The 15,796-nt window shown below is 52.6% G+C and carries 14 protein-coding genes; 3 read left to right on the top strand and 11 right to left on the bottom strand.

Translation table 11 applies throughout. The annotated features are described in order from the left end of the window. Nucleotides 1–601: 601 nt before the first annotated feature. A complete protein-coding gene (locus EDM55_RS23485) occupies nucleotides 602–1,216 on the bottom strand; it encodes a YutD family protein (RefSeq protein WP_122961523.1) in 615 nt (204 codons plus the stop codon). A gap of 116 nt (nucleotides 1,217–1,332) precedes the next feature. Here EDM55_RS23485 and EDM55_RS23480 point away from each other — a divergent pair, with 116 nt between their 5' ends. After that, on the top strand, nucleotides 1,333–2,241 hold the full coding sequence (locus tag EDM55_RS23480) for a YhcN/YlaJ family sporulation lipoprotein (RefSeq protein ID WP_174769311.1): 909 nt from the start codon (nucleotides 1,333–1,335) through the stop codon (nucleotides 2,239–2,241). Nucleotides 2,242–2,321: 80 nt separating this feature from the next. Here the strand turns inward: EDM55_RS23480 and lipA are convergent, their stop codons facing one another. The 3 genes from lipA to EDM55_RS23465 are packed head-to-tail and all read right to left on the bottom strand — an operon-like array spanning nucleotide 2,322 to nucleotide 6,605. Further along, the gene (lipA, locus tag EDM55_RS23475; RefSeq protein ID WP_258957820.1) at nucleotides 2,322–3,236 is read right to left on the bottom strand and encodes a lipoyl synthase; all 915 of its coding nucleotides are present in this window, start codon (nucleotides 3,234–3,236) and stop codon (nucleotides 2,322–2,324) included. A 43-nt stretch (nucleotides 3,237–3,279) separates the two neighbouring features. Further along, the gene (locus tag EDM55_RS23470; protein WP_122961521.1) at nucleotides 3,280–5,484 is read right to left on the bottom strand and encodes an ATP-binding protein; all 2,205 of its coding nucleotides are present in this window, start codon (nucleotides 5,482–5,484) and stop codon (nucleotides 3,280–3,282) included. Next, nucleotides 5,481–6,605 (bottom strand): metallophosphoesterase family protein, encoded by a 1,125-nt coding sequence (locus tag EDM55_RS23465; protein WP_122961520.1) that lies wholly within the window; start codon nucleotides 6,603–6,605, stop codon nucleotides 5,481–5,483. Before EDM55_RS23465 ends, EDM55_RS23470 begins: the two co-directional genes overlap by 4 nt. Before the next feature lie 137 nt (nucleotides 6,606–6,742). Between EDM55_RS23465 and larC the strand changes: the two genes are divergently transcribed. Beyond that, a complete protein-coding gene (larC, locus tag EDM55_RS23460; protein WP_092273471.1) occupies nucleotides 6,743–7,510 on the top strand; it encodes a nickel pincer cofactor biosynthesis protein LarC in 768 nt (255 codons plus the stop codon). 57 nt (nucleotides 7,511–7,567) lie between these two features. Here the strand turns inward: larC and EDM55_RS23455 are convergent, their stop codons facing one another. Then, nucleotides 7,568–8,119 (bottom strand): DJ-1/PfpI family protein, encoded by a 552-nt coding sequence (locus EDM55_RS23455; RefSeq protein ID WP_092273468.1) that lies wholly within the window; start codon nucleotides 8,117–8,119, stop codon nucleotides 7,568–7,570. Between the two features lie 95 nt (nucleotides 8,120–8,214). Next, entirely contained in the window at nucleotides 8,215–9,201 is a 987-nt protein-coding gene (gene larC2 / locus EDM55_RS31165; protein WP_246071051.1) for a nickel pincer cofactor biosynthesis protein LarC2, read from the bottom strand. A gap of 136 nt (nucleotides 9,202–9,337) precedes the next feature. On the opposite strand from larC2, the gene EDM55_RS23445 reads away from it, so the two are divergent. Next, nucleotides 9,338–10,348, top strand: coding sequence for a M23 family metallopeptidase (locus EDM55_RS23445; protein WP_092273517.1), 1,011 nt, complete (start codon nucleotides 9,338–9,340; stop codon nucleotides 10,346–10,348). Nucleotides 10,349–10,464: 116 nt separating this feature from the next. Here the strand turns inward: EDM55_RS23445 and EDM55_RS23440 are convergent, their stop codons facing one another. From EDM55_RS23440 to ribE, 5 genes are all read right to left on the bottom strand, one after another. Further along, the gene (locus EDM55_RS23440) at nucleotides 10,465–11,625 is read right to left on the bottom strand and encodes a Ger(x)C family spore germination protein (RefSeq protein ID WP_122961519.1); all 1,161 of its coding nucleotides are present in this window, start codon (nucleotides 11,623–11,625) and stop codon (nucleotides 10,465–10,467) included. 247 nt (nucleotides 11,626–11,872) lie between these two features. Next, nucleotides 11,873–13,153 (bottom strand): spore germination protein, encoded by a 1,281-nt coding sequence (locus tag EDM55_RS23430; protein ID WP_246071050.1) that lies wholly within the window; start codon nucleotides 13,151–13,153, stop codon nucleotides 11,873–11,875. A gap of 287 nt (nucleotides 13,154–13,440) precedes the next feature. Then, nucleotides 13,441–13,905: a 6,7-dimethyl-8-ribityllumazine synthase gene (ribH, locus tag EDM55_RS23425; RefSeq protein ID WP_122961518.1), complete on the bottom strand. Its 465-nt coding sequence runs from the start codon at nucleotides 13,903–13,905 to the stop codon at nucleotides 13,441–13,443. A gap of 14 nt (nucleotides 13,906–13,919) precedes the next feature. Then, nucleotides 13,920–15,119 (bottom strand): bifunctional 3,4-dihydroxy-2-butanone-4-phosphate synthase/GTP cyclohydrolase II, encoded by a 1,200-nt coding sequence (locus EDM55_RS23420; protein ID WP_092273456.1) that lies wholly within the window; start codon nucleotides 15,117–15,119, stop codon nucleotides 13,920–13,922. 16 nt (nucleotides 15,120–15,135) lie between these two features. Then, nucleotides 15,136–15,792 (bottom strand): riboflavin synthase, encoded by a 657-nt coding sequence (gene ribE, locus EDM55_RS23415; protein WP_122961517.1) that lies wholly within the window; start codon nucleotides 15,790–15,792, stop codon nucleotides 15,136–15,138. Nucleotides 15,793–15,796 lie beyond the last annotated feature (4 nt).

The following is a 15,796-nucleotide window of genomic DNA, read 5'->3' as shown; positions in this document are numbered from 1 at the left end:
ATCTACTGAGAGCTGCCTAGACTTTTTAAAAGTGTCCTTTACAAAGGGTACATTTTAACTATGCCTTTCCTTTTTTTATTTCTGCACCGTATGGACGTATGCCCATTTCCAGACGGACAATGCTCCACACAGGCGAATGTCTCGTATACTGCTACTGCACATACAGACAACGAGAGGAGTGCCATTCGCAAGATGCAACCAAATCAATATGACCAACATCAGAATTACTCGCCTGAACTGGGATATCAAATGATTCCTGAAGACCAGGCTAATCCTGTCTTTTTCGGTGGAAGACGACGCCCTGAGGTTATAATCGTTCCACAACCATACCCTTATCCCCCATACCCCTATCCACCTTATCCTTACTACTATCCATATCCTTACCCCTATTATCCGTACGGTGGAGGTTATGGTGGAGGTTATGGTGGAGGTTACGGTGGAGGCTTTGGCTACTAAAAGCAGCATCTCTCCTATATGTTGATGAGGAAAAGGGCATTCTCTCTCCTTGGATAGAATGCCCTTTTTTATTTCCAGCGTTATGCAGGTAAAGAAAACGAGCCCATACATCTTGGGCTCGTTTTTGTCATCCGTCACGATGATTTTACTTGGGATTTTCATTTCGAGGATTCGATCCCGTAGGCACCTTATCGCGCTCTCGGTTAGGTCTCATTTGATTGGGACGACGGTCTTTCCCTTGGTCCCTGCCGTTTTTATCTGACTTATCCTTGGAAAATTTGGGCTTGTCGCCTCGATCATTGCGCGGAGTTCCGTTATTGCGTTCCGGTTTCTCTGGCTTGTTTTGACGCGGGTGGAATCGGCGGCGTTCCTTTCGTTCTGCAATGGAATTCCCGTTGTCTTCCCGATTGCTATCCTGGCGAATGTCGATGATTAAATCGTAAGCTGTATCGTCTTGGCTGGCCCCGCTGTCCTCCGTTCCGAGGAACGATTTGACTTTGCGCAAAACAAAATAAGGGCATCCAAAGTTGCAGAATTCATGCAGATACTCATCTAAAGCGGCGATTCGCTGCTCGAACGGCACTTTACGGTTGAGGTCTGTATAAAATCCCCGTAGACGAAGCTGCCCGTAGCCCCAGTCCCCTACGATGTAGTCGTATTTGTCTAGGATGTCGCTATAGCGCTCCTTGAAGGCTTCCGGATTCCAGCCATCGCGATTCTCTTCCATGACTTCATAAGTACCGGCTTGCGTGCGAATCAAGTCCGCTTCCTCCTTACACACGTATACTTTTGTCCATCTTACCATATTTCATGCAGCAAGAGATAATATTCCCACGAAAACAGCGACTGCTTGCTGGACATTCTATCGTGTAGGGGGTGTTTCCATTGAAAAAGACATGGTTGTATCCAGCTATCGCAAGTATCGCTCTGTTGGCCACTGCATGTGCAAACAACGCCGCGCCTAACTACACGACACCAAACCGTACGACAACGAACCAAGCAGCACCGCACGTGACCAATTTTGACGGTCTGCACACGCGCAGCTTTGACGGTATCCACACCCGCAGCTACAACGGAACAGGAACCGGCATGTATCCCGGAAACACCGCTGGCACGCACAATTACAATGCCTACACCGCATTTCCTGATGGGAATGTTGGCCTGAACGGCGCCACAGGTACGGCAGGGGTGAGAGGTGTCAACAACGGCACCATGACAGGCACGACGAATGGAATGAATCATTCCATTTACCAAAAGCATGCCTGGAATCGTGCTGGAGCTGGCGTCATGCAGACAGGCATGCCTCGAATGGGCTACGTGCAGACGGATCGACAGCACATGCGTACAGCAGGCGTAAACCACAACGTCTATGTCGACCGTGATGCCTTGGCTCAGGCAGTCGGTAATGTCACGACGAGCTGCCCTGGCGTTCAACGCTCTACTGTTCTCGTCACCGATGAAGAAATCTTCGTCGGCCTGCACACCAATGGCAACGACGCGAAAACAGCCAAATACCAAGCGCGTATGAACGCTTTGTCCGTATCCCCGCGTTACTACAAGGTGTACGTGACAGACAACCAGAATGACATTCAGGAAATTGCTCGTGTAGCCGCACGCTCCAGCAATCTCCACAACGCACGTACAGAGGACACCACCAGCATCGATACCTTGATCAAGCGTATGGGTGGAACAACCGACTCTGAGCAAGTACGTGCGAAGAGCACAGGTACCAAAGGTCATATGAACGGTACTCACACAAACAAAATGGGGACAACCAGTCGGTAACTTGCGCTGATCTGGTCGTTTCAATAACAACACCCTCCTGTAATCATGATGATCGCAGGAGGGTGTTTTCAATCGTTTCGTTATAGTGCCTGGGCGATGGTTTCTTTCGCTGAGTTCGCTTGTTCGTGGGCATGGTACGAGCTACGAACCAATGGTCCGGACTCCACATGGCTAAAGCCACGCGCCATCCCCTCCTCTTTCAGGCGAGCGAACTCGTCTGGATGGTAATAATTTTGTACGGCCAGATGCTTTTTGGTCGGCTGCAGATATTGGCCGATCGTCATGATGTTCACGTCGACCGCGCGCAAATCATCCATCGTTTCCAAAACTTCCTCGATGGTCTCACCCACCCCGATCATCAGGCTGGACTTCGTCGGAATGGTTGGCTGCAGCTCCTTTGCCTTTTTCAGCAAAGCCAGTGTCCGGTCGTATTTGGCACGGGCACGAACCCGGTCAGACAAGCGACGAACGGATTCGATATTGTGATTCAATACATCCGGGCGAGCATCCATGACGACTTTCAATGCGTCCCAGTTGCCCATAAAGTCAGGGATCAAGACTTCTACAGAAGCAAAAGGCAGCCGACGACGAATCGCTTTGATCGTCTCTGCAAATATCTGCGCGCCTCCATCAGCCAAATCGTCACGTGCAACCGAGGTGACGACGACGTGTCGCAGCCGCATTTGCTCAGCTGCTTCCGCCACGCGTTCTGGCTCAGCCAGATCCAGCTCGGTCGGCAGTCCCGTTTTTACGGCACAGAAACGACAGGCACGGGTGCATATATCACCCAAAATCATGAAAGTAGCTGTTCCACTTGCCCAGCACTCATGAATGTTGGGGCATTTCGCTTCTTCACAAACAGTGTGCAGCGTCTTGCTGCGCATCGTTTGCTTGAGTTCCTTAAAACTGGCTAGTTCGGATCCAGATACTAGGTTAATCTTGAGCCAATCCGGTTTTCGTTGCGTCATAGGCTCACTCCTCTGTGACTTGGTCAACCTTCATTATAGAACTAGGTTTCTGGGATTGCAACCTATTTTCCTATCCGAGAGTATGCACGAAATGTCGATCAGAAAAACGTAGCAGCGGCTCCAAAATGTGCAGCTCCCTTTCTTGACACGTAAACAGGAAGATCTGGCGCTCGGCAGACAGCTCGTGGATATGCGCCAGAGCCTTGCGCAGTCTCTCGTCATCGTAATGAACGAAGTGATCGTCAAAAAAGAGGGGCAGGGGCTCCGTCTGTTGACTCACATGATGGGCCAGCGATAATCTTTGGGCCAGGTAAAGCTGATCCTGTGTGCCTGTCGAGCATTGCTCCTGCTCAAGCACCATCTGCCGGGATGGCTCCAGCACTCGTATGGCAAAGCCTTCGTGAGGATCCATCCGGACATCTCTATACACGCCGCCTGTAATTTGGGTCAGCACATTTGAGGCCTGCTGGTTGATGCCCGGCGAGATATCCCGATTCCATTCTGCCAGCGCCTCTTGCAAAGCATCGCGCGCTGTCTGCAGAGCCTCGCGCTTTCGCTGCAGCTGCCGCAATCCCGCTACGGCTTCCTCGTATTCCCCTCTCGCTTTCGCAACAGGCACGGTGTCATGTGCTGCCATTTCTCCATTTGCCCGCGCCATCTGCTCTCGCACATGCTGCATGCGCTCCTCGATCCGTTGTGCCTCTGCGCGAAAATGCTCGCGTTCTTGTAATCGCACACGCTGCTCCTGCTCGAGAAGCGCTCGCAATTGTTCTCCCCAGCGATTCATAATTTGCGCTTCTGCATCCTTGCGCGATAGCTGAGCTTTCAACTGATTGGACTCGAACGATCTTTGCCTGTTCAAAAGCTCCTCTCTTTTTGCCGCAAAGGATTCCCAATCCGGCGCATCCCAAGCAAGAACCAGCTCGAGAAGCTCAATCTCCAGCCTTCTTAGCTCCTGCTGCAAGCTTTGCAGCTCCTCTGCCTGTGCAAAGATCTCCTGGCTTTGTTTCTGTTCGAGTCCCCTCGAGCGGCCCTTTATCCATGCCACCCCTGCCACTGCTACCATCAGGAAGAAGAGCGCGATGCAAAGTCCAGTTTGATCCGCTGCCGCCGCCGCTATGCCTAAAACGGCAAGCAGACCGCTTCCTCCCCATAGCCATGCTGACTGTCGAGCAGCTTTCGATGGAAGGTCTCCTCTGGAGTGACGCCGGGAGCCCGCCGTAATGGTAGTAGCAGCCAGCCTCGCCAGCTGCAAATTCCCCTCTTCCCAGCGTTTGCGCAGACTGACTCCTTTTTCGTAATCAACCAACAGCCGTTCCTGATCCATTGTCTGGTCCATCTCCGTGGTCTCTGTAATCTCGCTCACTTGCAAGTGGCTCAAACCAGCCAAAGCTGCCTGCGCCTCCTCATGAATCTGACTTTCTTCCTGAGAAGCACCTGTGCGCTCCCACCATTGCCAGTCACTAGCCGATGCAGGTGTGGAGTAGCTTTTCTGCCACCTCTCATTCCAAGCCTCTTCCTGCATTTTTATACGCTGCTGCCGTTGCAAGACTCGGGTGCGCTGCTGCTCGAGCTCCATTCTCTCCGCTTCCCATTCAGCGATCTGCTGGGTCAATTGTCGAATAATCCCCCATGAAGACTCCGCCCCAGCCAGCTCCACTTCTTTTTGGGCTACAAGCGCCCCGGCTTTCCCAAGCAGCGTATTTTCAGCACGTTCCTTTTTTCCGATCGCACTCAAATCCCGCTCTAGCCCTGCCAGCATGAGATGCACCTCTGGATTGGACTCTTCGCTGCTCGACAACGCAGGCACCAGATGTTCAGCTGCAGTCAAAGGCTCCCGCCTGATCCACGTAATATCGGTGAAAAGGCTGCGCGTCAGTCCTGTGTGCTTTTCCACGAAATCACGCTCTCGGCGCCGATCCTCCATGTAAATATCCGTCAGTTCCGTCCATTCCGGGTCGAGAAAAATGCGCGCCTGCTCCCGTTCCTTGCGCAAAATGCGATGAAGGCGATAGGACTTACCTGCCAGCTCATAGGTAATGATTGTCTCGTACTCGCCCTGATGCCACGGCAAATATTTTTCGTACTCCGGCAAATACCTTGCACTTTTTACATAGTCGCGCTTCAATCCGTACAAAGCAGCAAAAATTCCTTGCAAAAGGGTGGATTTGCCTGATTCATTAGGTGCCGCGAAAACATTGATGCCAGGCGCAAAGCGAAAAACCTCGTCCTGCCATTTACCGAAGCCTTTCAGCTGAATTTCCTCGATCCTCATCGCATGCTCCCTCCGATCCGCGTCAGGGCCTCCCGGCACGCCAGACGGATGATTTCCCGCTCTCCCTCATCCGTTGCCTGCTGCTCGCGAAGGGCCAGCTTGGCTAACCATTTTCCCCAGATGCCTGCCTCCGCCATCAGCTTGTCCGCATCGACATCCGGCCACGTTTGATCGGTGACATGGATTTGGAAAAAATGGGAGAACCTCTGCGAGAGGACCGCTGTAGAAGGGACGAAGTGAGCTGCGCGCTCCCCTGTCAATGTCACGTGCAGCATGTCCTCGGATCGCTCAGAAGCAAGCTTCTGCTCCAGCAGTTCGATCAGCTGCTCCATCGTTTCTGTGCCTTCGAGGCTGATTTCCCGTCGCCGTATTTGTCGCTGCCCTACAGGAACCGACTCGAGTACGACCTTCCCAGCGGCATCGATCTTGCCATACAGAACACAGCGTTCCCCCTGCTCCTTGGTATTCAGTGCTTCCGGGGAGCCCGGATAGGCGGCAAAGACAGACTTTTTCGTCGGATGCAAAAACTGCGCAGCCTTGTGGATATGACCAAGTGCTGCATAGTCCATACCGGTATCCGCCAGCTCCTGCAACGCGACGGGAGCGTAGGGATGATGCTCCTCTGTTTCCTTGCTTAAAATGCTTGCGTGCAGAACCATCAGGTGGTGCTGATAGCCGACCAGCTTTCCTGGAAAGGTCGCGAGCGGCGACTCGAAGAAGTGAGGCTGAGGAAAACCCCATCCGTACACGACGCAGGACTTTTCCGGAAATTCATACGCGCCCCACTCCGGTGTAAACCAATGCACATTCCCCGGCCACTCCAGCGTCTGGTAAAACGAGTCTGCCCGCCACGGGTCGTGATTTCCTGGGGCAATGCACACGGGAACCGGTGAAATGCTGGCGAACAAATCACGTAAAAACAGCGCTGTCGACCTGCGTCCACCGTGGTATTCCAACAAATCCCCCGCAATCAGCCAGAAGTCCACCTGTCTGTCCAGCACGAGGTCGCGAATCCCCCGCATCGTCCTGCGAAAATCGTCCTGTCTTTGCTCAAACAAATCGGTTAACGTGTGAAGCGGTGCATCCAAATGGACGTCCGCTGTATGTATAAAAGACAGCATATGCGCTCTTACTCACTCCTTTGATGGAAATCCCTGGCATCCAATGATACAATTTGGTCGAAAGATAGATGCAAGACGAACATACTTTCCCTTTATGATACAAGATGAAATGGATGCTTGAAAAGGAGTGATTGTTGTTGCGTATCGCATATTTGGACTGCTTCTCGGGAATTAGCGGGGACATGCTCCTCGCCGCACTGGTCGATGCTGGAGCGGATCGCGACCGAATCGAAGGTGAGCTGCGGAAGCTTTCTCTCGGAGATTTTCGACTGGAGTGGAAAAAGGTTGTGAAAACGGGCGTGAGTGCGCTCAAGCTGAATGTCATCGACGAAAATATCCCACCTGTTCAGCCTTTGAAAACCATAAAGGTCTTAGGGCAGCACGACCACCATCATCACCGCGGCTACAAAGAGATCGTGGAAATGATCGAAGCCGCCGATCTGGCTCCCCGCGTGACAGCACGCGCACTGGCTATCTTTGAAAAAATCGCCGTGGCGGAGGCCAAAATTCATAGTGTCCCCGTAGAAACGGTTCATTTTCACGAGGTTGGTGCACTGGATTCGATCGTGGACGTAGTTGGAATCGCTCTCGGCCTGGAGGAGCTGGGCATTGATCTGATTTACTCGGGGCATGTACCGACAGGAAATGGCTACGTCCGCTGCGATCACGGGCTTTATCCTGTTCCAGCGCCTGCCACCATGGAGATGCTCATCGGCATTCCTTTGCGCAGCACCGCCATCCAAAAAGAGCTGACGACTCCTACAGGCGCAGGAGTTGCCGCTGCCCTTGTGCACGAATTTGGCGATCTTCCGTCCATGACCGTTGAATCCATCGGGTACGGCGCAGGCACCCGCGATCTCCCTGACCAGCCCAACGTCCTGCGTCTCCTCGTCGGGCATTTGTAGCCATTCAAAACAAAAACCTCCCGAAGACAATCGCTCGGGAGGTTCTTCCTTTTCCGATTAACGAAGAAGCTTCAAAAACTCGCGCATGAAGCCAGGCAAATCTGGCCATGCATGTCCAGAAACCAGGTTGCCGTCCACGTGCAGCGTCTCTGTTTGATAAATAGCTCCACACGCTTCAACATCTGGTCTGCACGCCTGATAAGCTGTCATTTCTTTGCCCGCGATATACTCACGAACAATCGTCAGGACCTGAGCACCATGGCAGATAGCGGCAACCGGCTTGTTGGCTTCAAAGAAGTGCGCCACAATCGGCTTCAGATGCTCGTTGAGGCGAATATGCTCAGGCGCGCGTCCCCCCGGGATGATCAAGGCATCGAAAGCTTCCGGGTTGATCTCCGCAAAAGAAGCATGGGCCGCTAGCTGGTACGCCGGCTTTTCAGTATAGGTCTCGCTGTGAGCTTCAAAATCGTGAAGGACCGTATGCAGCGTTTTTACGTTAGGAGCAGCAATGACGGTTTCAAAGCCTTCTTCCAGACAACGGTAATACGGATAAAAAACCTCCAACGCTTCTACTGCATCTCCTGTGACAATCAACACTTTTTTGCTCATCTCACAGCCTCCTCGAGAATCAAAGTAAAGGAAAAAAATCCCTCCACTTTTAATTCTTTAGACTGTCCGCCCGCTCCTGCTGCTTTACAGGAAATTCACAGCACTTTTTCGACAGCGAGCCTGATCGCCTCTTGGTACACCTGCTTGAGAGGCACCTGGGCGGCTTCTGCAAGCTGGGCACATACGGCGTACTCCGGCGCTACCTGGACCCGTTTTCCGCGATGATAGCCAAGCTTGACCTGCACTTCCCCCCACTGCGTCTGGGCCGTGGCAAAACGGCGTGCCAAACGGTGACAGGCAACGGGAAATGTGCGAATCCCAAAGGTCGTTGTTTCTGAAAAAAGGATCGTCTTTATAGCCTCTGCTGCACTCTGGTAGCACATCACCTGCAGCAAGGTTCCCGGGCGGCTTTTTTTCATCGTCACCGGCAAAAAATGCACGTCATTTGCGCCAGCTCGCATGCACTGCTCGAGCACGTAAGCCAACCATTCCGGACTGCTGTCATCCAGATTGACTTGCATGATCAGCATGCCTTCATCCACATGCTCCACCGAGTGATCTCTATGCTCCAAAAGCGTGGGAATTTCCTTTTCTCCAACAAAATCTTCGTCCATCACCAGCACCGCCATATCATCCCCGCGCTCTATGCGCAGCAGCGTTCCATGCAGCTGGGGCATTGGCTTTGCTCCCATTTCCTTGAGCCACAAAATAGCGTGCAAGGATATTGACTCTCTGCGCCACTGTGCTTTTTCCCTGATCTCCCAGCCCGTCAACAGCTCCAGAAAAGAAAGCGGGATGTCCGCAGGCACCATCAGCCTTTGGAGAAACCAACTGACCATATGCCCATCAGACGGACAATGTGCCATGATCATTAGAAGGGCAGCTTCCTCTGCAGCCCACTGCGCCTCATCCCACGCTGCATCCGGGCATTCGGCTCTCCGCTTTTGCGCCTGTTCCTGCAGCCTGTTCCCGACAGCTATGCCTTCTGGGTGCTTTTGATCCGACCATATCCCGAGACGCTTCAGAGGCTCGATCAGCCCCTGCAGCATCAGCGGCGCGTCGGCCCGAATGACAAGCTTCATGTTTTTGCCTCCTGATTTTCGCAGCTTGGCCTTTTCTAGCATCATACCGCAAAACTTCCAGAAAGTATCTTGGATAAACCATCTCTACAGGCAAAAACTACAACGGAGACTACCTGGGCTGGAGGGAGACGGCATGATGAGAGTTTTCCGCCTAATTATTCAGATCAGCTTGTGCATGGCAGCTATTATTCTCCCACTGGAATCAGTTGCTGGCGCTGCTCCATCCGCCTCTAATGACGAGCCGATTTTAAAGGAGCGTCTGCAGCTATTTCAGCGGATGGAAACGTTATACGGCGTTCCCTGGACTTATTTGGCTGCCATGGATCAATACGAGCGGGCAATGCAAATACGGAAAAAGAAGCAGAAGAACGAAGAGCCTTCCACACGCATTACTGCTTTTGATATTCCCTCTGAACGCTGGTGCGGGCTGTGGAATCCGGATCTGGAGGACACCAACCCTATCTCCATCAGCTACTTTAGCGGTTTGGGAATGGACGGCGATGGAGATGGGATCGCAGATCGCAGCAACGATCTGGACGTGCTAACTTCCGTCGTTCACTACTTGTCGGGGTATGGCATCTCTGCCGAAGACTGGCCGATCGCCCTCTGGAACTACTACCAGCGGGACCGCTCCGTGAAAACAATCAAGCAATTTGCCCAGGTCTATGCGAAGTACCAGCATCTTCATCTGGACGATCGGCGTTTTCCAATTCCTCCACGCTATTCCTACAGCTACCGCGACACCTGGGGCGACGCACGTGGATGGGGCGGCCGACGAATTCATGAAGGCACGGATATTTTCGCCTCCTACGGAACTCCCGTACTGAGCACGGCTTACGGAGTCATCGAGGTGATCGGCTGGAACCGATATGGCGGATGGCGGATTGGCATGCGCGACATGGGTAACGTCTACCACTATTTCGCTCACCTCTCTTCCTTTAAAAAGGGACTGAAGCCTGGAGACATCGTCGAGCCTGGACAGGTGCTGGGCTACGTCGGAAGCTCTGGTTACGGGAAGCCGGGAACTGCCGGCAAGTTTCCCCCTCATCTGCACTATGGCATGTACCGCGAGACAGGTGGACCGGATTGGGCATTTGATCCGTACCCTTACCTGCGGCGCTGGGAACGCCAAAGCAGAAAGCGATAAACGAAAAAGCTACGGAACAAGGGATGTAAGAAGCGGTTTTCAGCCGCTTCTTTTTATTGGACAGCAACAGGCGATCCCCTTCAACCGGGCTGCTCCTGTTTTCGCATGCAGAAAGGTCAATTCATGGTTCCAAAGCTGATGATCTCCATACTTACATCGACGTCAAATCTGGCCTTCTGATAGAGCGCCAGTCCAATCGTCCGTGTCCACTCCCCGTAGTGCTTCTGACGAAAGCTTTCCTCCAGCTGAGCCGGATCGACACCAGTTTTTTGCATTCGCATCAGCATGGCAATGGCTTCTCTTTTTATTTGTTCTTGGATTTTCTTTCTCAGATCTTCAAACTCCCGTTCATTCTTCAAGTCCCTATTTCCTGTATATCCGACTAAAGTTGCCCTCATTTCCAGCTTGATATGGAGCTGCGGGTTCGCATCACTCCCTCTGCTCCTCACCTTGCCTTTTGCCCAGACAAAATCCAGTACGACTTGCTCTTTTTTTCGTTCCTTTTTGGATTCAATTTGATTCACTGCTTGCGGATTGGATTCCGAGCTGTTTGCAAATTCAAAGCTCATTCGCGGCAGTCTCTTCTTTCCCAGCATCGCCTGAACCATTTTGCCCTCTCTTTGTGAAAGAAAGTCAATCATTTTATCTCTGCGAAAAAGCGCGACTCGGGAAACGATCACGTCATCCTTTTCCTTAACCAAATAAGGCATGTTCGGGTCGCCACATTCACAGGTGAGCATAAAAACAAAATCCTTGATGGTGGTAAAGGAGGAAAAAGCCGTTTCCACTCGGGGGCGCAGCAAGTAGTTCAGATAGGTATTGAGCTCCGGTTTATGCTGGTAGTTTCCTCGGATAACGTCCTCCGTTTTTCCTTTGACGATCGCCACAAATACGTTCTCCCCGACTATGGGGTTTCGTGAAAGATCCAAAATGGCTTTGCTGATACCGACTTTCCTCGCGTATTCCTCACTAAACAAAATCACTCGGAGCTGTGACAGGGACATCATCCGCTCAGCCATGGTTGACAGCGACACCATCGCTTCACTCGCGACTGTCGATACCGTCGAGTAGCTTTGCGTCATTTCCCTTTCCTTGTTGGAGGGGATAGGTATCGATACACTCACTTTGACCTCGTCCACCTGGTCTGTATAATCGAAACCCATGACCCCGATCATTGCCATATCCTCCAGGGAAGGGCGTTCGAACTGCGGTGCACAACCGCCACACAAGAAGCCCGCTGCCAAAATCAACAGTAGAAACATGACCCTCATTCTCATGCCTCTGTCCCTCCATCGCGCCCTCGAAGCTTATGAATCATCAGCAACAGGATCGGCCACAAAATGACCCCAATTCCCAAGTACAACGTGATTTTTTCATACAGAAATTGCTGAGTCTGGATGGGAATCGGACCCCGTATGGTAAAGTAGGAAATGGTTGCTGGTAGCAGAATGTGCCACGCTCTCCGATATCCTTCGAATTCTTCAAGTCCTATTCGCGCTGCCCATAAATAAGCGGTACTCGTGCTTAAAATAATGAATACCCAAAGTCCGATCCCCAGATTTTCAATCCGCTCCAAGAAGGATAGCTTCGATAGACAATATATTTCATAGGCATGCGTATCAAGCCATTCATCAGGTCGGTCCATTTTCGCGGTACTCCTGCTGTCATGTATGGCGTCCCGAGTGAAGTCAGCTCCAGCAAATGAGCAAACAGAAACGCAAGCATCAGCATTTGGCCGTACATGCCGAGTACACCTGCAATGAGGATAAAAGCGTATCGCACGAGCCGAATCGCGTTGCTCATGAGGAAGTTGGGCGGAACGAAGGAGAGCAGGGCAGAAACGGAGACAAGCACGATCAAAATATTACTGGCAAGACCTGCTTGAACGGACGCTGTCCCGATCACGATACCACCTACGATACCGATGGTCTGTCCGATTTTCGTCGGCATTCGGATTCCGGCTTCACGCAGGATTTCGATAATCAATTCAATGATCATGACCTCGACTACCGGAGGAAACGGCACCCGGCTTCGGGACTCAGAAAGGATCGTGAGCAGGGCGGGCGGCAGCATTTCGGGGTGGTAGGTCAGGACAGATACGTAGCTCGAGGTCAGCAAAATCGTGATGAACAAACCAAAAAAACGAATGATTCGCAGTAAGCTGGCGGTTGACCAGCGGTTGTAAAAGTCTTCCGGGCTGCTGAACATCTCCAGAAAGGAAGTGGGACATATCGCTGCATCCGGGCTCCCGTTCAGGAGAATGAGGATTCGTCCGTCTAATAAGGCTGCTGTCGCATTGTCCGGCCGATTCGACAACCCGAACTGCGGGAACGGCGAATACGGCTTGTCCTCCAGCTTCTGCTTCAAGACGGGCATACCGACAAAGCCTTGGTACTCCACATTGTCGATACGCCTCTTCACCCGCTCCACATTTTCCGCATTGGCGATGTCCTCCATATAAATCACAGCGATCCGGTTATGTGTCTCCGTCCCTTTCGTGTACGCTACGACCTTCAGCTTCGGAGAGGCGATCCTGCGCCGCAGCAAGGAAATATTGATTTCCAGCATTTCCACAAACGAATCTTGCGGACCCAGCACTGTAGATTCATTTTCGGACTTGGAGATAGATCGGTGCTCGACGTGGAAGGTATTGACTTGCAGGATGAGCGGGCGGTCCAGAAAGAACAGAACCGTATGTCCGCGAAGCAAATTGTTCAACAGGGCAGAAACGTCATCGGATTCATGCGGCTGCGCAAATGGGAGGACATCGAGTGGATTTCTTCCGTCCGCTCTTTGAAGGGGCAAAAAAAATCGTTTCGTACAGCTCAGCCGTATCTACCATCGTGTCCAGAAAAAAAGCGTGAATAGGCTCACCATTTATCGTCAAGGAAAAGCTGCTGAGATCATCTACCTGTTCCAGACGCTCTTTGATCATAGCGGGAGTGATCTGTTTCCTCCACCAATCTGTTGGCTTCACCATGGGATCCCCAGCCTTTACAGGAAAATCCTTCTTACTTTACCCTCTCCTGGGGATTTTATCCTGCACAAAAAAAGAGGCGCACTTGGCGCCCCCTTCTCTTCCCAGCTGGTGTTTAGGCAAACTGCTTGCCCAGATTCGCCATCTCGATTGCCGCTGCTGCAGCCTCCCAGCCTTTGTTGCCTGCTTTTGTTCCAGCGCGTTCGATCGCCTGCTCGATCGAATCTACCGTGAGGACGCCGAAGATGACCGGAATGCCTGTAGAAAGCGAGAGGGAAGCCACCCCTTTGGCTGTCTCGTTGCACACGTAGTCAAAGTGCGGTGTTGCCCCGCGGATCACAGCACCCAGCGTGATTACTGCATCATAGCGACCGGACTCTGCCATTTTTTTGGCGATGAGCGGGATTTCAAATGCTCCAGGTACCCAAGCGACATCCACGCTGTCTTCCGCAACTCCGTGGCGCTTCAATGCGTCCAAGGCTCCACCCACGAGCTTGCTGACGATCAATTCGTTAAAGCGTCCAGCTACTACCCCTACGCGCAATCCGGTTCCTACTAGATGTCCTTCAAATGTTTTCATGTCTCTTCCACTCCCTATCGATGTAGTTGAAGCAGGTGGCCCAGCTTCTCTTGTTTGGTAGCAAGGTACTTCTGATTGTGCGGATGCTCTGGCATCTGGATCGGAACCCGTTCCTCCACCTGCAATCCGTAGCCATCCAGACCGCGAATTTTCCGCGGATTATTCGTCAACAGGCGCATGCGATGAACGCCCAGATCGCGCAAAATTTGCGCTCCGATCCCGTAATCGCGCAGATCGGCGGCAAAGCCGAGCTTTTCGTTGGCTTCCACAGTATCCAAGCCTTCCTCCTGCAGCTTGTACGCTCTCAGCTTGTTGATCAGACCGATACCGCGTCCCTCCTGGCGCATGTACAGGAGCACGCCCCGGCCTTCCGCTTCGATCTGTTCGAGTGCCGCATGCAGCTGTGGTCCGCAATCGCAGCGCTGTGAGCCAAACACATCCCCCGTCAGGCATTCCGAATGAACGCGAACCAGCGTCACCTCATCCGGGTCGATCTCGCCCTTGATCAATGCTACATGCTCCTTTCCATCCAGCTCATTCGTATAGGCCGCGATGCGGAAATCGCCATAGGCAGTAGGCAGCTTGACCTCGATCTCTTTCTTCACCAGTTTTTCCTTGCCCATCCGGTAGCGAATCAGCTCGGCAATCGTGATCAGCTTGAGGTCGAAACGACGTGCAATATCCTCCAGCTGAGGCAGACGCGCCATGGACCCATCTTCGTTCATGATCTCGCAGATCACACCTGCTGGTGCCGCTCCAGCCAAATGCGCCAGGTCTACAGCCGCTTCGGTGTGTCCCGCTCTGCGCAGCACACCACCCGGCTTGGCGATCAACGGAAAAATATGTCCCGGACGTCGGAAATCCTCCGCTGTCCGATGCTCCTCCAGCATGGCCAGCACCGTCTGCGAACGCTCATGTGCCGAAATGCCTGTATGGGTGCTTCGTTCATCGATGGACACCGTAAATGCGGTACCCTGCTTGTCGGTATTGGACTCGACCATCGGCTTTAATCCCAGTTGGGCTGCCCGCTCCTCTGTCACAGGGACGCAGACCAGACCACGTCCGTGCGTAACCATGAAATTGATCATTTCCGGTGTCGCTTTCTCTGCCAGGCAGACAAAATCGCCCTCGTTTTCACGGTCCTCGTCGTCTACCACAATCACGGCTTTGCCTTGGCGCAAGTCTTTGAGCGCTGCTTCTATCGTGTCAAACATCGTTTTCCCTCCTCGTTTAGGCAAATCCATTTTCCTGCAAAAAGGCCAGACTCAGACGCGATGGCTCCTTTTTGTCCTGCTGCACGTGTCCTCCCAAGAGGCGTTCCACGTACTTGCCGATGACATCTGTCTCCAAATTTACCTGATCTCCTGCGCGGCGATCCTGCAGGCTCGTCTCTGCCAGCGTGTGGGGAATGATCGAGACGGAAAAGCTGTTCTCGTCCACATCTACCACCGTCAGGCTGATGCCATCGATACATATGGAGCCACGCGGAATGATGTATTTTAAAAGGCTCGGACCCGCTTCAATCCGAAACAAGACAGCATTGGCATGAGCCTGCCGAGACAGAATCGTTCCCGTCCCATCGACGTGCCCCGAAACGATGTGTCCGCCAAAGCGATCACCCAGCCGCATCGCTCTCTCCAGATTGACTCGATGTCCCTGTCTCAGCTTGCGCAGGCTCGTCTTGTTCAAGGTCTCAGGCATGACATCCACGGTGAAATGACGAGCCGTATAGGAGGTGACGGTGAGACAAATGCCGTTGACGGCGATGCTGTCTCCTATTTGTACGCCTTCGAGCACGCGCTCTGCAGAAATGACGAGCTGGCTCGCCTCAGCGCTGCCAGTCATAGCTCCCAGCACGCCCACTTCTTCTACCAATCCCGTAAACATAGGC

It is taken from the genome of Brevibacillus centrosporus, from assembly GCF_003710815.1.
In the GTDB taxonomy this organism is placed as follows: Bacteria; Bacillota; Bacilli; order Brevibacillales; family Brevibacillaceae; genus Brevibacillus; species Brevibacillus centrosporus.
This window is presented reverse-complemented; position numbering and strand designations above follow the sequence as displayed.

Coding starts and splice junctions, on each gene's coding strand:
- EDM55_RS23470 (WP_122961521.1), bottom strand. CDS start 5,484: ATGAGGATCGAGGAAATTCAGCTGAAAGGCTTCGGTAAATGGCAGGAC.
- EDM55_RS23465 (WP_122961520.1), bottom strand. CDS start 6,605: ATGCTGTCTTTTATACATACAGCGGACGTCCATTTGGATGCACCGCTT.
- EDM55_RS23455 (WP_092273468.1), bottom strand. CDS start 8,119: ATGAGCAAAAAAGTGTTGATTGTCACAGGAGATGCAGTAGAAGCGTTG.
- larC2 (WP_246071051.1), bottom strand. CDS start 9,201: ATGAAGCTTGTCATTCGGGCCGACGCGCCGCTGATGCTGCAGGGGCTG.
- EDM55_RS23445 (WP_092273517.1), top strand. CDS start 9,338: ATGAGAGTTTTCCGCCTAATTATTCAGATCAGCTTGTGCATGGCAGCT.
- EDM55_RS23440 (WP_122961519.1), bottom strand. CDS start 11,625: ATGAGAATGAGGGTCATGTTTCTACTGTTGATTTTGGCAGCGGGCTTC.
- ribH (WP_122961518.1), bottom strand. CDS start 13,905: ATGAAAACATTTGAAGGACATCTAGTAGGAACCGGATTGCGCGTAGGG.
- EDM55_RS23420 (WP_092273456.1), bottom strand. CDS start 15,119: ATGTTTGACACGATAGAAGCAGCGCTCAAAGACTTGCGCCAAGGCAAA.
- ribE (WP_122961517.1), bottom strand. CDS start 15,792: ATGTTTACGGGATTGGTAGAAGAAGTGGGCGTGCTGGGAGCTATGACT.